Genomic DNA, 3,713 nt, shown 5'->3' with positions numbered 1-3,713 from the left:
TGCGTCCCGAAAAGCAACGCACCTCTGCTGTGGAATACACAACGTGGGAGCGGGCTTGCCCCGCGATCAGGCCAGCCCAGGCAACATCACGGTCAGATCCGGCCTCATCGCGGGGCAAGCCCGCTCCCACGGTGGTCCTCTACAGAGACCGCGCACCAACACTGAAACCCCGGGGCCGCTACGCGCCCCATTCGCGGCACAAGGCCGCTCCTACCCGACTTATACTGGCCCGACCACAAGCATTAACCTGGACCACCGAATGAAACCCTTCGACGACCTGATAGCCGAAGCCAACGCAGCCGATGTGACCGGCTGGGGCTTCGACTGGCTGGCAGGACGCGCCTCCGAGCAGCGCCCACCGTGGGCCTATGCCCAGCTCCTTGCGCAGCGCCTGGGTGCCGTCAGCGCAGCGCTGGACCTCGACACCGGCGGCGGAGAGGTACTGGATGAGGCACCGCACTTTCCACCCCTCATGTGCGCAACTGAAGCCTGGCCGCCCAACGCCCGCAAGGCGCACGAGCGCCTGAAACCGCGCGGCGTTGAAGTCGTGCAGGTCGCACCCGGTGCCGCGCTCCCATTTGCCGACGCCTCATTCGAGCTAGTCACCTCACGCCACCCTGTACAACCGGACTGGCCCGAGATTCATCGCGTCCTCCGACTTGGTGGACACTACTTCGCCCAGCACGTAGGGCCAGCCTCGGCCTTCGAGTTGATCGAGCATTTCCTGGGGCCATTGCCACGTGAGCGGCAACTGCGCGATCCGCAGGACGAAGTGGCAGCAGCGCAGGCAGCCGGGCTGACGGTGACTGACCTGCGCACAGCCCATTGCCGCATGCTGTTCCATGATGTAGGCGCAGTCGTGTGGATTCTTCGCAAATGCGTATGGTGGGTGCCGGACTTCTCTGTGGATAAGTACCGCGCTGAACTGCTGGCCCTGGATAGCCAGATGCGCCAGGGCGAGCCTTTTGTCGCGCATTCGACCCGTCATCTCATTGAAGCGAGGCGTTAAGCGGGCGCAGGCCGAGGCAGCCGCTATCGATCGATAGCGGCCATGAACCCTCACATCCCGTTGGCGAATTCCGGCTCCTCCATTTCGACCCGCGCATTCATCCCCCTGAGCGCCCTGGCATATTCGCCCAGCACCTGAAGCGCCCAGTCGGCCCGGCGACGAATGCGCAGGTCTTGCGTACTCGCGCTTTGCGGGCCATTCATCACGTCCTCCACCTGGCGCACGATCAACTGCTCGGGCAGGTAGCAGATGCGGCAGTTCTTGTAGCTGGATGCACGCAATTCAGACAGCGGGTAGCTCCCGCCCTGGCCAGAGGACACCCCGACCAGCAGCGCCGGCTTGTGCCCCAACTCGCGGTAGCCGGCGTAGACGAACAGGTTCTTCAGCGCCGGGCAGGCCATGCCGTGCCATTCCGGGGTCAGCACCACCAGGGCATCGGCTTCACGCAGCAGGGCTGCATACTCGGCCCAGAGTCCGTGTTCATCCTTGGCTGGCCACAACGGCAGCGGCGCACGTCCCAGATCGAGCACCCTCGGCAGCTCGCTCAGTTGCAATGCCTGCAGGCGTTGGGCGAGAAAGGCGGCCACCTTCGCCGACTGGCTGTCCGGCTGGCTAGAGCCGGCCACGAGTACGATATTCAGGCTCATTTGGCCAGCTCCTGATCCGATTCAGTCGACATGCTGGTCGACTTGCCACGTACCAGCGGCCAGAACAGCTCCTCCTGCCAGCTGACCGGGCGCATGCCTTCGATACCGTAATGTTGTGGGCGGCGGCGGGTGATCTTTGCCGTGCCGAACAGCACGTCCCAGAAGAACAGCAGGTTGCCGAAGTTGCCCTTGTAATGCGTCACCCCGTCATCGGCGCTCAGGCCGTGATGCGCCGAGTGGGTCGCGGGAGTGGAAATCGTCCGTTCCAGCAGCCACATCACGGGCCGCAGTGCGCGTATGCGGTAAAGCTTGTCATCCCAGGGCACGCTGCTGTGGGCGCCGAAGATGACCAGCATCTTGACGATCAGGTAGCCGAAGTACACAGGCGCCAACCCCAGTTAGATCAGGGCCCCGCTGGACCACAGACCGGGCATCAGCAGGTAATAGAAGCTGTTGTTGCGATAGACGATGCGAATGCTCATGTAGGGCGCTGAATGATGTGCGCGGTGCAGCGAGTAGAGCAGGGGCACCTTGTGGCTGAGGCGATGCCACCAGTACTGGGTCATGTCGTCCAGCACCAGGAACAGGACGAGCCCAAGCACCCAGTGCAGGCCGGCGAGGCTGTCCTTCAGTTGCGGCGCGAAGTGTTCCAGCAGGCTGTTGCTGAGGAACGTGACCAACGGCAGGGTGACCACCATCAGCAAGGCGCTGCCGACGATCTCGATGATCGCGTCCCGGCGTTTGCCGCGGGGCTGACGGAAGCAGGCGCAGGTGATTTCGAGGAGGATGAAGCCGATCAGGATGGCGAGAATAATCGGTATCGGGCTGTTTGTTATTGTTGTGCTCATGGCATTCTCCGGTGGGTGCCGATCAAGGCGGTGCCCACCCATAAGAATTCACGAAGCCGTCAGACGATATGCGCGAAACGGACAGAATCCCCCGAGAACCGGCCAACCCATCGCCCGAGCGATTCCACCGCGGCCCGCTCGGGCGGGTCCTGGAGCGCTACCTTCAGACGCATTCGCTGAAGGCGCGCAGCAACTACAGCATGCTTGCGCTGGAGCAGCTTTGGGCCAAGGCGGCCAGCCATGATCCGGCCATCGGCTTGCACCTGTTCTCGCACTTCAGCCGCCAGGACTGGCATGTGCTGGCCCAGGGCTGCCTATACAGCGCCACGCTGGCCGAGGCCATCCGCTTCTGGGCGCGCTATGCACGGCTGGCATCGGACATGGATACCCTGGCGCTGGTCGAGGAGGGTGATTGCCTCGGGGTGGAATTGCGTATCGATGCGCCAGCCAGCCTGGTGCGCTATATGGTCGAGCACTACAGTGTGATGTCCCTCAGCGTGATGGGCGTGGGGTTGGGCGCGGCGGTCGTGCCGCAGCGGGCGTGCTTCGCTCACCGTCGGCCGGCGTATTACCCGGAGTACCGCGAGTGGTTTGGTGAAGATATCCAGTTCGACTGCGGGTACAACCGCTTGTACTTCAATCGTACCCAGCTGGACATGCCATTGCTGACCCAGCATGCCGGGATGATGGAGGTGGTGAGCCAGGAGCTGGAGCGTCGGTTGGCGCAGCAGTCCCAGCTCAGTGGCTGGTCGGCCCGGGTGGCCCAGGGCATCCGCCAGGGCCTGATCACGGGCCGATCGCTTACCCTGGAGGCTCAGGCACAGGAGCTTCACCAGAGTGCGCGTACCTTGCGTCGGCGGCTGGAGGATGAGGGGACCAGTTTTCGTGTGCTGCTTGATCGGGTTCGTGCGGAGCTTGAGCAGTACCTGGAGATGCAGGGGGATAGCCGATCGCAGATTGCTGTACAGCTTGGCTACAGTGACCTGGCGGCTTATGTCCATGCGCGCAAGCGCTGGCGGTCGCTGTAGGAACTGGCCGCTGAGGCACCGAATTGCAGGTACAAAAAAAGACGCCCATTGGGCGTCTTCTTATTAGGATTTGGTGGGCCGGGGGGATTTGAACTTAAATTACATCTAATTGATTTTTAGGTTTATTTCCTATCCTTGTTTGCTACGTGGAATACCGTATGGAATGCCGTTTGCTCTGAAG

Annotated in this window: 3 protein-coding genes and 1 pseudogene; 2 read left to right on the top strand and 2 right to left on the bottom strand. The window is 62.5% G+C overall.

The window, feature by feature from the left end:
* Positions 1-259 precede the first annotated feature (259 nt).
* The gene (locus tag NMG10_RS25670) at positions 260-1,009 is read left to right on the top strand and encodes a class I SAM-dependent methyltransferase (RefSeq protein ID WP_254465366.1); all 750 of its coding nucleotides are present in this window, start codon (positions 260-262) and stop codon (positions 1,007-1,009) included.
* A gap of 50 nt (positions 1,010-1,059) precedes the next feature.
* On the opposite strand, the gene NMG10_RS25665 is transcribed toward NMG10_RS25670, so the two are convergent.
* Positions 1,060-1,656 (bottom strand): NADPH-dependent FMN reductase, encoded by a 597-nt coding sequence (locus NMG10_RS25665; protein ID WP_254465365.1) that lies wholly within the window; start codon positions 1,654-1,656, stop codon positions 1,060-1,062.
* Positions 1,653-2,504, bottom strand: a pseudogene (locus tag NMG10_RS25660) (sterol desaturase family protein). The gene NMG10_RS25665 and the pseudogene NMG10_RS25660 overlap by 4 nt, the downstream one beginning before the upstream one ends.
* Positions 2,505-2,572: 68 nt before the next feature.
* Here NMG10_RS25660 and NMG10_RS25655 point away from each other — a divergent pair.
* Positions 2,573-3,532, top strand: a complete 960-nt coding sequence (locus NMG10_RS25655; RefSeq protein WP_254465364.1) for an AraC family transcriptional regulator ligand-binding domain-containing protein — start codon at positions 2,573-2,575, stop codon at positions 3,530-3,532.
* Positions 3,533-3,713: the final 181 nt, after the last annotated feature.

This window comes from Pseudomonas sp. DVZ6 (assembly GCF_024259445.1).
In the GTDB taxonomy this organism is placed as follows: domain Bacteria; phylum Pseudomonadota; class Gammaproteobacteria; order Pseudomonadales; family Pseudomonadaceae; genus Aquipseudomonas; species Aquipseudomonas peradeniyensis.
The sequence above is the reverse complement of the archived record's forward strand: the minus strand, read 5'-3'. Positions and strand labels throughout refer to the sequence as shown.